Source organism: Sphingomonas sp. PSPC2-2, from assembly GCF_049897725.1.
Taxonomy (GTDB): domain Bacteria; phylum Pseudomonadota; class Alphaproteobacteria; order Sphingomonadales; family Sphingomonadaceae; genus Sphingomonas.
In genome coordinates this window covers 1-13907 of sequence record NZ_JAFCWU010000017.1, presented here as the reverse complement: position 1 = coordinate 13907, position 13907 = coordinate 1, and the positions used below count along the sequence as shown (strand labels likewise).

The 13907-nt window shown below is 55.7% G+C and carries 11 protein-coding genes and 2 pseudogenes; 8 read left to right on the top strand and 5 right to left on the bottom strand.

What is annotated here, in order from left to right:
• Window positions 1–25: 25 nt before the first annotated feature.
• The 4 genes from ACP7BY_RS20015 to ACP7BY_RS20000 all read right to left on the bottom strand — a co-directional run bounded on the left by ACP7BY_RS20015 (window position 26) and on the right by ACP7BY_RS20000 (window position 5156).
• Window positions 26–877: a GDP-mannose 4,6-dehydratase gene (locus ACP7BY_RS20015; protein WP_033963991.1), complete on the bottom strand. Its 852-nt coding sequence runs from the start codon at window positions 875–877 to the stop codon at window positions 26–28.
• Window positions 877–1914 carry a GDP-mannose 4,6-dehydratase gene (gene gmd / locus ACP7BY_RS20010; RefSeq protein WP_033963990.1) on the bottom strand — a complete coding sequence of 346 codons (1038 nt, stop codon included), beginning with the start codon at window positions 1912–1914 and terminating at the stop codon, window positions 877–879. The genes ACP7BY_RS20015 and gmd overlap by 1 nt, the downstream gene beginning before the upstream one ends.
• Window positions 1915–1954: 40 nt before the next feature.
• Window positions 1955–3157, bottom strand: coding sequence for an O-antigen ligase family protein (locus tag ACP7BY_RS20005; RefSeq protein ID WP_033963989.1), 1203 nt, complete (start codon window positions 3155–3157; stop codon window positions 1955–1957).
• A 229-nt stretch (window positions 3158–3386) separates the two neighbouring features.
• Window positions 3387–5156: a hypothetical protein gene (locus ACP7BY_RS20000; RefSeq protein ID WP_137903271.1), complete on the bottom strand. Its 1770-nt coding sequence runs from the start codon at window positions 5154–5156 to the stop codon at window positions 3387–3389.
• Between the two features lie 160 nt (window positions 5157–5316).
• Here ACP7BY_RS20000 and ACP7BY_RS19995 point away from each other — a divergent pair, with 160 nt between their 5' ends.
• The 8 genes and pseudogenes from ACP7BY_RS19995 to ACP7BY_RS19960 all read left to right on the top strand — a co-directional run.
• Window positions 5317–6027 carry a polysaccharide biosynthesis/export family protein gene (locus ACP7BY_RS19995; protein ID WP_081988625.1) on the top strand — a complete coding sequence of 237 codons (711 nt, stop codon included), beginning with the start codon at window positions 5317–5319 and terminating at the stop codon, window positions 6025–6027.
• A 14-nt stretch (window positions 6028–6041) separates the two neighbouring features.
• Entirely contained in the window at window positions 6042–8249 is a 2208-nt protein-coding gene (locus ACP7BY_RS19990; RefSeq protein WP_249340912.1) for a GumC family protein, read from the top strand.
• A gap of 81 nt (window positions 8250–8330) precedes the next feature.
• On the top strand, window positions 8331–9497 hold the full coding sequence (locus ACP7BY_RS19985) for a hypothetical protein (protein ID WP_033963986.1): 1167 nt from the start codon (window positions 8331–8333) through the stop codon (window positions 9495–9497).
• 5 nt (window positions 9498–9502) lie between these two features.
• Complete coding sequence (locus tag ACP7BY_RS19980) at window positions 9503–10795, top strand: hypothetical protein (protein ID WP_137903273.1); 1293 nt, start codon at window positions 9503–9505, stop codon at window positions 10793–10795.
• 26 nt (window positions 10796–10821) lie between these two features.
• Window positions 10822–11580: a WecB/TagA/CpsF family glycosyltransferase gene (locus ACP7BY_RS19975; RefSeq protein ID WP_052192168.1), complete on the top strand. Its 759-nt coding sequence runs from the start codon at window positions 10822–10824 to the stop codon at window positions 11578–11580.
• Between the two features lie 70 nt (window positions 11581–11650).
• Window positions 11651–12637, top strand: a complete 987-nt coding sequence (locus tag ACP7BY_RS19970) for a glycosyltransferase (RefSeq protein ID WP_171010608.1) — start codon at window positions 11651–11653, stop codon at window positions 12635–12637.
• Between the two features lie 158 nt (window positions 12638–12795).
• Window positions 12796–13382 (top strand): annotated as a pseudogene (locus tag ACP7BY_RS19965) (transposase); the annotation flags it as partial.
• A gap of 22 nt (window positions 13383–13404) precedes the next feature.
• A pseudogene (locus tag ACP7BY_RS19960) lies at window positions 13405–13629 on the top strand (integrase core domain-containing protein); the annotation flags it as partial.
• 34 nt (window positions 13630–13663) lie between these two features.
• On the opposite strand, the gene ACP7BY_RS19955 reads toward ACP7BY_RS19960, so the two are convergent.
• Window positions 13664–13813, bottom strand: coding sequence for a hypothetical protein (locus ACP7BY_RS19955; protein ID WP_156142961.1), 150 nt, complete (start codon window positions 13811–13813; stop codon window positions 13664–13666).
• Window positions 13814–13907 lie beyond the last annotated feature (94 nt).

Here is a 13907-nt window from a genome sequence, read left to right as displayed (position 1 = left end):
GGGGCGAAGCGTCGTCCGATCCGGGTCAGTCCGTCTGTTGTTCCAGCATCCAGCGCAGCGTCGCCGCCAGAGGAATAGGCGTCCAATCGGGCAACGCGGTGCGGAGTTTTGTGTTATCGCCACCCAGCACAGCAATATCGTTGGGACGGACAAAGTCCGGGTTGATAGAGATCGAAATCGCGTTGTCCGTAATATCGGCCAACATAGCTACAATTTCGCGTACAGACGTCAGCATACCTGTGCTGACGTTGAACGTGCCACGCGCGTCCGGCGTGTTAATCAGCTCGACATAGGCGTGGCTCACGCTGCGTACATCACCAAAATCGCGCCTGACATCGATATTCCCTAGTTCGATTGACGCCTCTCCACGCACGAAGTGGTCGACTATCTTAGGAATGAGATACTTTTTATCTTGCCCGACACCCGTGTAGTTGAAAGGCCTGGCAATGATCAGTCGGAGTTTATCACGCCAAAAATCAGCGCCTAATTCCATGGCAAACTTGCTGAGACCGTAGTGATTAGAGGGCTTCGTCTCCGCCTGTTCGTCCAGAAGGCCGGACGAACCAGAAAAGTAAACCTGCGCACTGCTGGCGAGCAATACAGGAATACCCGGGACATGTCGGGCAAGTGCATCAAGCAGATGGAACGATCCAACCTGGTTAATGGCGTAAAATGGATCGAAATCGCTAGTGGCCACGAAAGCCATGGCAGCAAGGTGGATTACCGCATTAGGGCGCAAGGAAGCGATTTCGGCTGCGACCCCCCCGGCATCCCGTAGATCGGCGAGCAACGCAAACGGCTCGTCGCCCCGCGCGTGCAGCACGTTTATCAGGTGCCTCCCGGTAAATCCGGTGGCACCAGTGACGAGTACGCGCATCAGAAAGAATAACCTTGGCGGTTCCGTCGCAAATCCGCCTCGACCATAAGGCCGCAAAGTTCCTCAAGCGTGGTGGTGCTGCTCCACCCCAATTCGGTCTTTGCCTTGGTGGCGTCTCCGATCAGCAATTCCACTTCGGCTGGGCGATAGAATTTCGGGTTGATCCGCACCAGGCAACGCCCCGACTTCGGATCAATGCCGACCTCGTTAACCTCCGATCCCCGCCATACGATATCGATACCGATGTGACGGAAGGCCAGCGAAACGAAATCGCGCACGGTTTCCGTCCGGTTGGTGGCGAGTACGAAGGTGTCCGGCGTATCGTGCTGCAGGATCAGGCGCATGCCCTCCACATAATCCTTGGCATAGCCCCAATCCCGCTTGGCATCGAGATTGCCAAGCTCGATCGTATCAAGCAGTCCGAGCTGAATTTTGGCTACGGAATCGGTGATTTTGCGGGTCACGAACTCCCGGCCGCGCAGCGGGGATTCATGGTTGAACAAAATCCCACTGGATCCAAAAATATTAAAGCTTTCCCGATAATTAACGGTCATCCAGTGAGCATACAACTTGGCAACGCCATAAGGACTGCGAGGGTAAAAGGGCGTGGATTCGCTTTGAGGCACCGCTTGCACCAAGCCGAACATCTCGGATGTTGACGCCTGATAAAAGCGAACCGCAGGGTTGACCGTGCGGATCGCTTCCAGAAAATAAGTGGCACCGAGGCCGGTTATGAGGGATGTCGCAAGCGGCTGGTCGAATGACACGCCGACAAAACTTTGCGCGGCAAGATTATACACTTCGGTCGCACCGGAGGTGTCAAGCAATCGAATTGCCGACCCCATGTCTGTCAGATCGTATTCCACCAGCTTCAGGTTCGGGTGCTTATCGATACCAAGCTCTTCGATGCGCCAGAAATTGACAGAACTGGTACGACGATACGTGCCGTAAACCGTATACCCACGATCAAGAAGGTTTTCGGTAAGATAAGCGCCGTCCTGACCACTTACTCCGGTAATAATCGCCGTTTTGCTCATTTTAATGCCCCAATTTAATTTTAATGTTAACCAAATACATCTAGGCGTTTTTTGCATTTCCTCTGTACGCCGTCGCAAAGCATACCATTATGCAAAAAATAGTTGCTATCAAAGGTGTTCGCAGAGGATAATCTACAATACTTCCCAACATGATAAAAAGTGTCGATACAATCGCAAGTGTTTGTATTTTATCCATTGAAAGTCCGCATTTTTTCAACACTGAGCCACCCATCACGAGCAGCCAGAGCAAGAACAACAAGATTATCATGGCAGACGGAATGCCGCCTGTAATCAGCACCTCCAACGGATCGTTGTGCGCCCGATTAAAAAATCGCTGTGTGAGCATTGCGTCAGGCTCGAACTGCATGAAAAGGCGGTCGAAGGTGCCGAAGCCCGTCCCCCAGGGCAGATAGCGCACCATGATCTCCCAGACGGTAGGCAGGGCCAAGATACGCATGTCTTGGTCGAGCTTGCCGACCGACTGGTCAAGGCGAACGATACTGGATTCCTGTGCAAAATATGCGCCGATCGCGACCATTGCGAACGGTGCCAGAATGACGAGAAAGGTCGGGAGGCGGGTCTGCTGCTTGCGGAGGGCCATCGTGGCTGCTGTCATCGCAAGTGCGCCAAGCAGGAGCATCAGCCCGGTACGAGAGCCCGTCAGAAGGATAACGATCACGAAGATCAGAGTTCCGCCCAGCGCGATGCCTTGCCGAGCCAAATGGTCGCCGATTCGACGCTCCCGCATTCCCCAATGGGCAAGCAGCAGGATCCCAATCACGAGAAAGAGTGCTTGATGGTTCCGGTTGGCAAAGAGGCCTATTGGCATGCCCTGGTCAGAGGGCGTGCTGAAATATAGCGTGCCGGTCGCGAACTGGACGATGCCCAGCAGCGAACTTACACAACAAAGCACGAGGCAGAGGTCGCCTATGACCCACCAGTTACGCCGCGAGATGCCCGCCATGGCAACCACTGTTGTAAACGCTGGCAGCATTGCGAATATGCTGTTGAGTGTCCTTACGGGTATCAAGCTTATTGGGCGCCACGGTTGCGGAATGCCTGCGATATCGGCCGCTGCGAGATACGGCGCGCGCGCCGGAAGCGCCGCCCAGATCGTCGGGGGCAGTGGCACGAGCTGGATCAAAATCGTCAGCGTGAAGGCTGCCAGAAACGCTGCGGGGATCCGCAGTCCGCGCCAGTCCCAGGTTCCGGGCGCGACGAAAAGGGCCCCGATCGTCAGCACGGCCGCAGGGCGTATATAAATGAGCGGGAAAGCGTCGACCCGGGCAATCCCGCCCCCGCACGCACAGAGGAGAAGGAAGCATAGGAAAATAATGAGTCTTGGTTCTTTGATTGCCGCAATCCTGCGGGGCCGGGCTGATCCCATAGCTTGATGCCTGGTCCTGTCGGCGCGACTTTCTCTTCGGAACAAATCACGACCTCTTAATCTGACGTGCCGCTGCCCACGTGGGTTACACGGGTTGACTAGCTCTCAGTCCCGGACCGGAAAGCTTCATCCATTGCGATTGCTTCAGCTTGCCGCGCTGATGCAGCACGATCCGGTCATTTTCAACCGTTACCTGCACGATGTCGTCGGGAGCCGCTTGTAGGATGCCCGGGCCGACGACCTTCCACGTGTTCTTACCTCTGACAATTCTGAAATCGAGCCTGGCTGTGGCGGAAAACAAGCTATACGCGCCGGATTGCGCAATCGGGACGTCTCGCTCATTCATTGGTGCCCCGACTTTTACGAAACTGCTGTCTGGAGACAGGAGCAGCGCTGCCGCATTTGCCGCAACAGGCAGGCTGATTTGCAGCGGAGCATGCCCAACTACCGCAGAAAAGTGATTATTGTCATAGACGAGAGATATGCCCGGCTCGCCATCGGAGGGCATGAGTTGTGCCGATACAAGCCAGATTTCGTCCCGAAGATTACCGATACCGGCGTTGTTGGCGATGACACAGCGTATCGGTGTGGTGTTATAACAGTTGAACACCCGCACACACCGCGTGATTTCGACTCCGGTAGTGCTGCATTCGATGCGCCTGTAGGGTCGTCCGTCGAAGTTCCAATTGTCTCCGGTTGCAAAACCGTCGATCACGCCGCCTTTGACGATGATGTTGCCCACCGCACCGGACTTTAGGTCGCCGCTACCCGTCGGTGTTATTGGATTCGCGTCGGTGCCGTTGACCGAATTGGCACGGGCTGTGCAGTCTATGCGTCTGATACCGCTTTGTCCCCAGTAAAAGGCGCTTCTGCGCACTGGTCCGCGAACGACGATGTCCCGGAATTCGGTCTCGCTTTGCCAGGACGCTCCTTCCCATTGCGGTGTAACGGCGACGCCGTCATAATCTTTATGCTGATTAGCATAGGGCTGATTGTCCACAAGCACCCCTTTCCAGAGGTTCCGCTTGCCGTCACGCTGTAACAGCGCGGGATTTGTGCTGTTGCTCACGTAACCGCCGCTTACCTGGCACTCGAAACAATGATAACCAAGCTCAATCCCGGTATCGCCGGCATCGGAGCAGGTCGGATCGGAGATGGTGATGGCGAAAACTGTTTCTCCGTTCTCCGTACTGCCTTCGCTTGCCGTGACAAAGATGTTGTTCTGTAAAGTGGTGCGTCGGCAGACTGGGCTCGTCACACGGATGTCCCGGGTCGATCCGTTGCAGATTATCAAGTTATTCTGATAGGCATCGGTCAGCACTGGGCGGACGATATCAACAGTGTTTGCGCGATCGATCCGTAAATTGCTCCCGGCCGCGCCCAGCACGGCAAGGTCGACGATGACAATCCGGCTTCCCGTTACCTTCACCATGTCGTTTTGGTGACCGCGCGCGCGCATCGGGGCCGTCCCGTTCAGGCGTAGCCCCCGCAGTACGATTCCCTTTCCGGATACTAGCAGGCCAATGCCGTCGCGTTCGGGTAGTCGCCGCAACACACCGCCCGTGCCGACGATGCACTGCCCCGAGTTGCGTAGTTCAATCGCGTCGCCAGCTATAGGATAGATTCCGGCGGGTATGACGAAGTTCAATCCGGTTTCGACCGCGTCGCGCAGGGCCGGTGACAGGTCCACTTCGCAATGTCCGGCTTGCGCTGCGGCCCGGATACGTGGCGGTAAGGCATCGAGAAGCGATGGCCAGCCGCGGGTGTCGATGGAGGCGTCAGCATCGATATCAAGCCCGGACGCTGCGGCCCCAAGGCCTGCGATTCCCGCCAAGACGTTGCGTCGTGTCCACATTTTCGGTTCTGCTGCTTATGCCCGCCTACCCGCCATAACCGACAAGCGCCATCGTTTCACGTCTTGCTTTGGAATAGGATGTCGGGGCATAAGGCAACGAGGCGCAGATAATAATTTCATCAAAACGATAGCGCAACCAGGGCCATTTTCAGGAAAATTCATGCGATCTTCTGCGTTGATCCTTTCGCTCGCGCTAATGCTTTTGGGGGGCTGCGCCACTCCCAAGTTTGTCGGCCGCCCTGACCTTAAACTCGTTTCGTCGAGCGAACTCCCGCCGCCTACGCGTAAGGACCTTCTGCTCCAGCAACGTTCCTATCTGATCGGCCCGCTCGATAAAGTTACGATCGATGTCTATGGTGTAGCGGAGTTGAGCCGTACGGTTCAGGTCGCGGCGGACGGCACGCTTTCGCTGCCACTGCTGGGAACGATTTCGGCCATGGGCCTGTCCTCAACCGAGTTGGCGCAGAAGATCGGCAATGGTCTGCGCGGACGCTATGTCCGCGATCCCCAGGTCACCGTGGGGGTGGATACGGTCAGCCAGACCATCACCGTCGATGGTGAGGTGTCGAAGCCAGGCCTGTACCCCGTAACCGGACGACTGACTCTCGTTCGTGCGATCGCGCAGGCGGAAGGGGCGGGAGAATTTGCCAATCTGACCTACGTTGCCGTGTTTCGTCAGGTTGACGATAAGCAGATGGTCGCGCTTTATGACGTCCGGGCTATTCGCCAAGGCATTTACCCCGATCCCGAAGTGTACGCCAACGATCTCATCTCGGTTGGGGAAGACCGGGGTGCTCGCTCGTTCCGGACATTCATTCAGGCCTCGGGGCTTCTGGTAGCGCCCCTGGTAGCGCTTATTCAGCGTTATTGAGCGAGCACAATAAAATGCAAATAATTGATCGGCCGCAAAGCGTGACAACGCCTGCTTCGTCCATGCTGGCCTCCGACGCGGGGCTACCCTCTGCCCCGTCGGCCAAGCTTATAACCCAGCTTCTTACATTGGTGCGCCGCCGATATGTGACGATTTTGGCGGTCACGGGTGCTGCGCTCCTTGTCGGCGTGACCTACGCGCTGCTCACTACCAAGCAATATGCGGCCGAGGCTTTGGTCGAGATTAAGCGCGAGAACGAAAGCCTGGTCTCGGTTGGGGCTTCCCAGTCCCAGCAGATGATCGTCGATCAGGAGTTTTACGAGACCCAATATGGCCTTCTGCGCTCCCAGTCATTGGCAGAGCGGGTGGCTAGCGACCTGCGCCTATACGATAACCGGGAGTTCTTTAAGGAATTCGGGGCTTTAGATTCGGATTGGTCGCAAGGTGAGCGCTTCCTTCCGACTTCGCGCGCCAGCCGGATTCGTAGTGCCGGATCGGTCCTGCTGAAGCATATCTCCGTGAGCAGCGAGCGTCTGTCGCGCCTTGTGCGCCTGCGCTTTGTAAGCCCGGATCCGATGCTTTCGAAGCGCGTCGTTGATGCCTGGGCGCAGGGTTTTATTAAGACAACCTTGGAGCGGCGCTACGAAGCGACGTCATACGCGCGCAACTTTTTGGAAGGGCGCCTGTCCCAACTTCGGCAGCGTATTAATGAATCAGAGCGCGAGCTTGTCCGCTACGCGGGTGAGCAGGGAATCGTGAACCTTCCCGGAGTGGCGGGAGGGAGCAATGCAGCGGGCACCCACGAACGATCCCTTGCCGATACCGATCTCGAAACACTGAACGAGGAACTGGCGAAAGCCACCGCCGACCGCATTTCGGCCCAGAGCCGTAGAAATACGCCGGCTGAACAGGCGAGCGAAAGTCTTACCAACCAAGCTATTTCTCTGCTCCGACAGGAGCGAGCGACGCGCGCGGCTGACTATGCTAAGTTGATGACGCAATTCGAGCCTGACTATCCGCCCGCTAAGCAGGTCAAAGCACAAATCGATCAGCTCGATCGTTCTATCGCTGTCGAAGAACACCGGATCAGCGGCACAATCGACAAGACGTACCAAGCCGCCCTGGCGCGCGAAAACCTCCTGCAGACTCGGGTTCAGTCGCTGAAATCGGGTGTGCTCGACAACCGGCGGCGTAGCATTCAGTATAATATATATCTGCGCGATGTCGATACCAACCGGCAACTATACGATGCACTATTGCAGCGATATAAAGAAATTGGTGTTGCCGGTGGCGTCGGTTCAAACAACATCTCGATTGTCGACAACGCGGAATTGCCGCTGAAGCCAACGTGGCCAAACACGCTTATTATTTTGTTTGGTGCCATTTTCGGCGGTGCTGTACTCGGTTTTGGTATAGCACTTCTGCAGGAGCAGCTCGACAACGCCATCTCCGACCCGCAGCAAGTCCCCGATGAGCTTGGCGTGCCGCTGCTCGGCACGATTCCGACAGTGCGGCGGGATATACGCCCGGCAGATGAGCTACGGGATCGAAAATCGGCGATTACCGAGGCTTACAACTCGACGCGAATGGCCTTGTCGCTGGCGCGGGAGCATGGCTTTCCCAAAGTCATTTCGGTCACCAGCACGCGTGCTTCCGAGGGGAAGACCACAACGTCTTACGCGCTCGCAAGCCTGCTCGCGCGGTCTTTGAACCGGGTGCTCCTAGTCGACGGCGACATGCGGCGTCCATCAGTGCACAGTTTGTTTGGCATTGCCAATCAAGCCGGTCTGAGTAACTTCCTGGCAGGAGAAGATCTCAAGGACCTCATTCGGACCACCGATATTCCCGGGCTGCAGATCATCACTGCCGGCCCCAATCCGCCGAGTGCGCCAGACCTGCTTGAGACGGATAGGCTTGCTACTCTGATTGCGGAGATGAAGAAACATTTCGACTATATCATCATCGATGCTCCACCATTGCTGGGTCTGGCTGACGCCCCGCTGATCGGCAGTCAGGTTGAAGGTGTGGTTTTCGTAGTTCAGGCCCATAGCAGCCAGAAGAACATGGCCCAGATTGCGATTAGCAGGTTGAGAGCCGCTAATGTCTCTATTCTCGGTGTTGTTCTCACGAAGTTTGACTTGCGCAAAGCAGATTACGGCTATTTGTATAGTTACGGATACAGCTACGGCAATGAAGACGCATCCGGTAAGAACGCTGCGTAATCACCGATGGAGCGGTGGCGAATACCCTTGCACTCCCCGGTTGTGAGAGCCCTGCTGCTCGCACCGCCGATATTGATTGGAATGATTCTGACTTTCGTTGTTACGAGCGGGCTGGTCTTCGTGCGCTCCGACCCGGAACTGGCACTACGGTTCGACGCGCACAACAGTCAGGCGTTGGAGCGGGTCGCCATGGCCCTAGCCGTAAAGGGGACACCAGGCTCGGCGCGGATGGCCGAACGTCTGGCAGTCCGCTCGCTACTGGAAAGCCCGATGAGCGGCGAGGGCGCATCCGCACTGGGGTTTGCCCGATCTATCCTGACCCCGGCCAGAGACGAGAGCAGCACATTTAAATATAGTGCACAGATAACGCGCCGCGACGTTGAAACTCAGATGTGGCTGGTCGAGCACTATGTCGCACTTGGCGATATCGCTAAGGCTTTGGAAACGTACGATCATATCTTCCGCATCAGCGACGAGTACCGTGCGAAGCTTCTCCCGATCCTGTTGCAAGCAAGTGCTCAACCGCAGGTCGCGCATGCCATCGCCGCAGTTCTTGCCTCGAATCCGCCGTGGAAGGCTGAATTTTTCGGCGGCCTGCTTGGTGCCTTTCCCGGCGCTGAAAACTTCAACCTGCTTGTCAATGCGATGCGTTTCAGTCGCACCGACCCGGACGACCGGAACCGCGTATCGCTGGCCATGGCGCAATTGGTCGAGCATGGGCGGCCGGATTTCGCCTTTGCGCTATATCGGCGCTTCACCGGCAACGTATCCTCGTCGGCGATCCGCAATCCGCGATTTGATCAGGCTGGTGGCCTGACACCGTTTGAGTGGTCCCTTTCCGAAAATGATTCACTCTCGGCTCAACCGGGGGTTAACGACGCCAATGCGCCGGTTCTTCTCCTCATCAACCGAGGCGGCCAATCAGGGGATTTTGCCCGCCAGCTCCTAGTGCTGCGTGCAGGCACCTACCGCCTCGCGTTCACGACCGGAAATATAACGGGCTCCGTGACGGAGCGCCCGAAAATAGAGCTTCGCTGCAACTCTGATACGAGGACGCTCACGTCTACTGCGCTCCCCGCTTCACCCGCACTCGGCGGCATCCGGAGCATCATTCCCTTTACCGTGCCATCCTCGTGCCCCGCCCAATGGCTGTCGATCGTGGCCGGTAATCAGATCGACCGGCAAAGCAATAACCCGTGGGTGACAGACATCGCGGTTGACGCATCTTCCCCCTCTGCGCGGCGCTAATTTTTATGTCAGTACGCATCGCATCAAAAGAGCCAGCCAAAATGGCTCTGAAGATATTTCTCTTCGTACTCATAGCATTGAACCTTATGGACAATGCTGCCGGTGCTTGGCTGCATACTCAATTTTCAAGCAGCGCAGCAGCCATTCAGATTATTTACGCAAAATATGCAGTATTTATTATTTTATTTATTGGATTTTGCTTAGAATTTTCAACAGGAATGAAGATAAAGAGATACGAATGGTTTGGTATTTATTACCTTGTTGCCACTGTTTTAATGGCTATTGCTATTTTGGCCGCCCATCCTGGTGAGAAAGCGCTCGCACGAGTCTATATCTATGTATTTCCTGTAATTATATATTTTTCTGGTCTCTATGTCGGAAACAAATCTGACTTTGGTATAAGATATTTAATTTCTAGTTTCGCAATATCTTATATATTAATATCGATTATATTCGCTGCGTTGAATGTATTACTTGGTTCCGTAGAACTTTGGGGTCACTATCTCAATTACGCAAGCTTTATTCTGGACGTAAAAGGATTCAGCGACGATGTCGTAGACGGTCTGCATGGTAATTTTTACTATACCTATCAAGGAATATCCTTCGTTCGGTTCGTCGGTTCGTTCGGAGATCCTCTCGCTTTGGCCTATGCCGGCATGACCGCTGTCGTTCCTGCTTATTATTTACTGCCTAAATACCGTGCATTGATCGTCATACTTTTTGCGTGCATCATCGGAGCATCCTTCACGCGTGCGGTGTTTTTAATATTACCGATAGCCGTCGCGATTTATTATCGGATGAAAAAAACTGGATTCGGTGTCGCGTTGATAATTTCAGTACTCGGACTATCTTTTACGCTCATATTTGGTGATTTTATTTCTGATGTATCGGAAAATAGTTCTACAGCAGCGCACGTTCTTTCTGTATCAAAGATATTCGAATTCCTCGATCCAGCTACGATCATTTCTGGAGCGCTTGTGAGCGGGAAAATTCCGGAGTTCGAACCAGCAATGTTAAATGTTCTATTCCTTTTTGGACTAGGTCCTACGATACTTTTCATTATGTTCATGAGAGGTATATATATTGATAACAGTCGCGAAAATTCGCCTACAGTATCAATAGCAATTTTGATGATTGCGGCCATTATCAGCCTTTCCATCATCTCTGGTGTGTTTTTTGCAACGACTTCATCTTGGTTTGCTTGGTTTCTGGCAGGATTCGCAAGTAAAAGATCAATTTCATACATTTCAAATACACCGCCCTATCCAGAGGGTAAGCCTGTGGTAAATTTGCAATGAACAGAAATATTTCTAGATCGTTAACGATGTTCGATCTCCGTTTTTCAGCGGTTACGCTATCACAGGCAACCGAAGAGGTGATTGGGCTCATAGGGCTGGGCAGGCGCGAGTTGGTGGTAACACCGAATGTGGATCACGTGGTTTCCATGGTGCACGATACGGAAATGGGTATTGTCTTCCGCGAGGCGCGCTATCGTTTTGCGGACGGTATGCCTTTAGTATGGTTGAGTCGGCTGCGATATCGCGAAGGATTGCCCAAGCGCGTGACCGGAGCGGACCTGCTCTTTTCGGTTTCGGCGGGGGCGGCGCAGCGCGGCGCGTCGATTTTCCTGCTGGGCGGGCGCGAGGGGGTCGCGGCTTTGGCGGCCGATAAGCTGCAAGCCGGTGCTCCCGGTCTTGAGGTAAGCGGAGTCTATTCACCACCCTTCGGATTTGAACATGACGAGCGGGTGTCTCGAGATATTGTCGAAATGATCAATGCGACGCAGCCAAATATTTTGTTCATTGGAGTGGGTACGCCGAAGCAGGAAAAATGGGCTTATCGCTGGCGTTCGGAATTGCAGTGCGATGTCATCCTCGGGGTTGGTGCCGCGTTCGACTTTGCGGCGGGTACGGCGCGGCGAGCCCCGCGCTTTGTTCAGCAAAGCGGCTTGGAATGGCTGTGGCGGATGATGAACGACCCCGTTCGCCTCATTCCGCGCTATATTTTCAAGGATTACAAATTTCTCGGTCTTGCGGTCCGTGAACTCGCAAAGGGCGTTCGCGGATCCCGCACTGATGGCTGAACGACCTCGCTATGTAGTACACGATCTCATATTCGCGACAAGGTTGGCGAGACCTACCGGCGTCGAACGCGTGGCCATCAATACTTTCATCGCTTCCGCGCACAACAATGCGAATGCCATTGCCCTTGTTGCTGATCGCAGCCGCGTTCCAGCGGGATTGCCGGTCATAGCGGTCGGCCATTACTTGCCGGGGTGGAGCACAGCCTATTGGCGCTTGCCCCGGGAAGTCCGGAGAACCGGCGTGATGATCTGTGGCAGTGCGCCTGCGTCACCGTCGATGCGAATGAACAACATGCCGCTGGCACGCATCATCGCAGATGACTTCCCCTGGAAGCGCAGTAAGCAGATGTCCCTCCAAGGACGGTTGCTGTTTCGCGACTATGAAAGCTGGATGCTCGATCGTTACGATCTGATTTTTACGATCAGTGACGTCGCGCGGGTAGACTTGCAGCAGACGCTCGGACGCGAGGTTTTGCTTGCCGGATGTGCCACGGGTCTGGAAATGTCAGCGCACGATGTGCGTCCAGAAGGAATTGCCGACGATCGCCCGATCCTGCTTCTGGTCGGCACGGTTGAGCCACGCAAAAATTACGAGGCACTGGAAAGGATCGTGACCCCAGCGTTGCTGGCCGATTGGCAGGTTATCGTTGCCGGTCGGCCGGGATGGCAGGGCGCGCTGGCAGTGCTTGACGGCTTGACCGCGCGGGGCGTCACATGGCTGCAGAAAGCCAGCGATGCTAATTTGCGTTGGTTGTACCGCAATGCCGGGATTTTTTTGACCTTGTCTCACGCGGAAGGCTTCAACATGCCGCTGGTGGAGGCAGGCTCCTACGGGCTGCCAGTCATCTGCTCGGACTTGCCCATCCATCGTAGCGTCGCGCCGCCTTGGGCACGCTTCACCTCCACCGATGTGGATGCAGAGGTGCTAAGGCTATTGCTGAATGGTGCCGCGGCCCGGCCAGAGCCAGAAGCTATTACGCGTTACGGCGAGCGTTTCTCGTGGGCGACGGTTTGCGACAATATTGAGCGCCCGCTCCTCGCAATCCGTTCCGCGTAGGTTAAATCTTGGTGATTTGGAGCCCAATCGACATTCAGCATCAGAAGCAGGAGACCCGCAAAAGCCCATGGCCCCTTTTGACCTGCCGCCCGTTTCCTGGACCGTTTTGAGCTGGAAAATTCCAGTTTAGGATTGAGGGTCAGGCGATGGAGTGAGCGATGAAAAGATCGAAGTTCAGCGAGGTGCCGATCGCGTTTGTGTTGAAGCAGGCCGAGGACGGCACGACGATCGGCGAGGTGTGCCGCAAAGCCGGGATCAGCGATATGACATTCTATGCCTGGCGCAAGAAATACGCCGGTTTGATGCCATCGGAGATGCGGCGATTACGCCAGCTCGAGGATGAGAATGCGAAGCTCAAGCGGTTGGTGGCCGACCTGAGTCTCGACAAGGCGATGTTGCAGGATGTCGTCTCGCGAAAGCTCTGAGGCCTGATCGGCGGCGTCAGCTCGTCGACGACATCCGGGGCATCTGGTCCGTCAGTATCCGACGGGCGTGCAGCGTGCTTCGGGCGGAGCGATCGAGCTACCACTATCGTGGACGCCGCGCGGATCAGGCCGACCTGAAGAAGCGGATGCAGGAGATCGCTGAAACGCGCGTGCGTTACGGTTATCGCCGGATCCATGTGCTGCTCCGGCGGGAGGGTTGGGACGTGAACGCGAAGCGTGTTTATCGGCTTTACAAGGAGTTGGGACTGCAGCTGCGACAAAAGCCACCGAAGCGCCGGGTGAAAGCGAAACTGAGAGAAGGACGCTGCGCGGCGTCGTGTTCGAATGAAGAATGCGTTCATCGAGTCCTTCAACGGCAAGTTTCGGGCGGAGTGCCTGAACCAGCACTGGTTCATGAGCCTCGACGACGCGGTCGGAAAATGCGAGATTTGGCGTAGAGACTATAACGAGGTGCGACCACATAGCGCGATCGGCAATAAGCCGCCGATATCGCTGATGAACCGGTCAGCGGCACATGGCCCGCCCTGGCCGGCAGGAACTGGATGACGCCCAGCCGGGTGGTCCAAGAATGGGTAGCAGCTCAGGTCGCCGCCATGCCGTCGATCGCCTGCCGCTTCCACGTCGCGATCATCGTCGGGTGGATGCCGTACGTCGTCGCTAACTTCGCCAGTGTCAGGTCGCCCCAAATCGCCTCCAGCGCCACCTTGGGGACCGGTGAGAAAAGGCCCAAAAACGTACGCTAAGCATCACGTCCAGCCTCAGCGGCTGCGGTGGCCAATGCTTCCCCCTCCGGCCGCCACCAGTGCGACGACACCCGACAGGAT

Coding starts and splice junctions, on each gene's coding strand:
- ACP7BY_RS19995 (WP_081988625.1), top strand. CDS start 5,317: ATGCGATCTTCTGCGTTGATCCTTTCGCTCGCGCTAATGCTTTTGGGG.
- ACP7BY_RS20000 (WP_137903271.1), bottom strand. CDS start 5,156: ATGTGGACACGACGCAACGTCTTGGCGGGAATCGCAGGCCTTGGGGCC.
- ACP7BY_RS20015 (WP_033963991.1), bottom strand. CDS start 877: ATGCGCGTACTCGTCACTGGTGCCACCGGATTTACCGGGAGGCACCTG.
- ACP7BY_RS19980 (WP_137903273.1), top strand. CDS start 9,503: ATGTCAGTACGCATCGCATCAAAAGAGCCAGCCAAAATGGCTCTGAAG.
- ACP7BY_RS19990 (WP_249340912.1), top strand. CDS start 6,042: ATGCAAATAATTGATCGGCCGCAAAGCGTGACAACGCCTGCTTCGTCC.
- ACP7BY_RS19975 (WP_052192168.1), top strand. CDS start 10,822: ATGTTCGATCTCCGTTTTTCAGCGGTTACGCTATCACAGGCAACCGAA.
- gmd (WP_033963990.1), bottom strand. CDS start 1,914: ATGAGCAAAACGGCGATTATTACCGGAGTAAGTGGTCAGGACGGCGCT.
- ACP7BY_RS19985 (WP_033963986.1), top strand. CDS start 8,331: ATGATTCTGACTTTCGTTGTTACGAGCGGGCTGGTCTTCGTGCGCTCC.